The 1,523-nt window shown below is 68.4% G+C and carries 1 protein-coding gene; it reads right to left on the bottom strand.

What is annotated here, in order from left to right:
• Positions 1 to 41: 41 nt before the first annotated feature.
• Positions 42 to 1,280: an IS110 family transposase gene (locus ACFYWY_RS38200; protein ID WP_389196128.1), complete on the bottom strand. Its 1,239-nt coding sequence runs from the start codon at positions 1,278 to 1,280 to the stop codon at positions 42 to 44.
• Positions 1,281 to 1,523 lie beyond the last annotated feature (243 nt).

Raw genomic sequence — 1,523 nt, 5'->3', positions numbered from 1 at the left:
CTGATTCGAAAATCCCCCGGTCTCGTGTCTGTAGCCGCCGGTCAGGCAGCTCCTTCTGTTTGGAGGGTCACTTGGTAGCCGAGTTGGTTGAGCTGGCTCACCAGGCGTCGGGTCTGCCTGGCCCGGCCGGTGCGTTCGATGAAGTACTGGCCGCCGAGGTCGGCGTATTCGGTGTCGTGGGTGAACATGTGCCAGACCGCGATGAGGATGGAGTGCTCCAGGGCGACCAGGGCGCGTTTCTTGCCGCGGCGGGCGACGATGCGTCGGTAGCGGGCGGCGAGGTAGGTGTCCTTGGTGCGGGAGGCGGAGACGGCGGCCTGGCCGAGGGCGGCTTTGAGCCAGGGGTCGCCGTGTCTGGTCTTGCCGCTTCCGGTCCGGCCGCCGGACTGGTGGTTGCCCGGACACACGCCGGCCCAGGAGGCCAGGTCGGCCGCGCTGGGGAAACGGCCGATGTCCGCACCGGTCTCGGCGAGGATCACCTGCGCGGCACGGGCCTCGACTCCGGGGATGGTCACGAGGAGCTCGATCCGGCGGCGAAAGGGCTGCAGCATCACCTCGATGTGCTCGCTCAGGCGGGTCTCGGTGGCGGTGCAGGCGTCGATCCGGTCCAGCATCGCCCTCGCCAGGAACGCGTGGTGGCTGGTGAAGTTGCCGGTCAGCGCCTCGACGAGGGCGTCGGTCTTGCGGCGCATGCTGCCCTTGGCCAGGTCCGCCAGGACGCGCGGGTCGCGTTCACCGGCAATCAGGGCCTCCAGCATCGCGCGGCCGGAGACGCCCAGGATGTTGGAGACGGTGGCCGACAGCTTGATCCCGGTGTCCTCCAGCAGCTTCTCCAGCCGCTGGGCCTCGCGGGTGCGTTCGCGGACGATCTCGGTGCGGTAGCGGGTGACGTCCCGCAGCTGCCGGATCGGCTCCGGCGGCACGAACGAGGGTCGGACCAGGCCGTGTTCGACGAGCTTGGCGATCCACTCGGAGTCCTTCACGTCGGTCTTGCGGCCGGGCACCGACTTCATGTGACGTGCGTTGAGCAGCCAGCACTCCATGCCGTGTTCCAGCAGGTAGAACACGGGCTTCCAGTACACGCCGGTGGCTTCCATACCAACCACGGTGATGCCCTCCGCGAGCAGCCAGTCCCGCATCGCCAGCAGGCCGGAGGTCACCGCGGAGAACGTCCGGACCTCGCTGCGGCGCCGCTTGCCGGTACTGGGCACGCGGATGCAGACCTTCACGTCAACCTTGCTGATGTCGATCCCCGCACACCGTTCATGGATCACGTCCATCCCTGCGGCACCCCCTCCAGTCGTCGGCCGCGAGCACGCGACCGCCCGGCGGGGGTCCGGCAGGCGGAAGAGTCTGATTCACGTGCTCGGAGCAACACATCCGGGTGCCTGTCGGTGGACCCCCAGCGTCCTACTGACCCACGGGCTCGGAACGCGCCAAGGCGATACGACGTCCGCCGGACGACCACACACCGATTTTCACGCACACAGGGTGTCGCCGTCAGGCGACCGGATTACTGACCC

The sequence above is a fragment of the Streptomyces sp. NPDC002870 genome (assembly GCF_042888505.1).
Lineage (GTDB): Bacteria > Actinomycetota > Actinomycetes > Streptomycetales > Streptomycetaceae > Streptomyces.
The sequence above is the reverse complement of the archived record's forward strand: the minus strand, read 5'-3'. Positions and strand labels throughout refer to the sequence as shown.

What these genes read in the sequence shown, in the direction of transcription:
- ACFYWY_RS38200 (WP_389196128.1), bottom strand. Translation starts at nt 1,280, where the DNA reads ATGGACGTGATCCATGAACGGTGTGCGGGGATCGACATCAGCAAGGTT.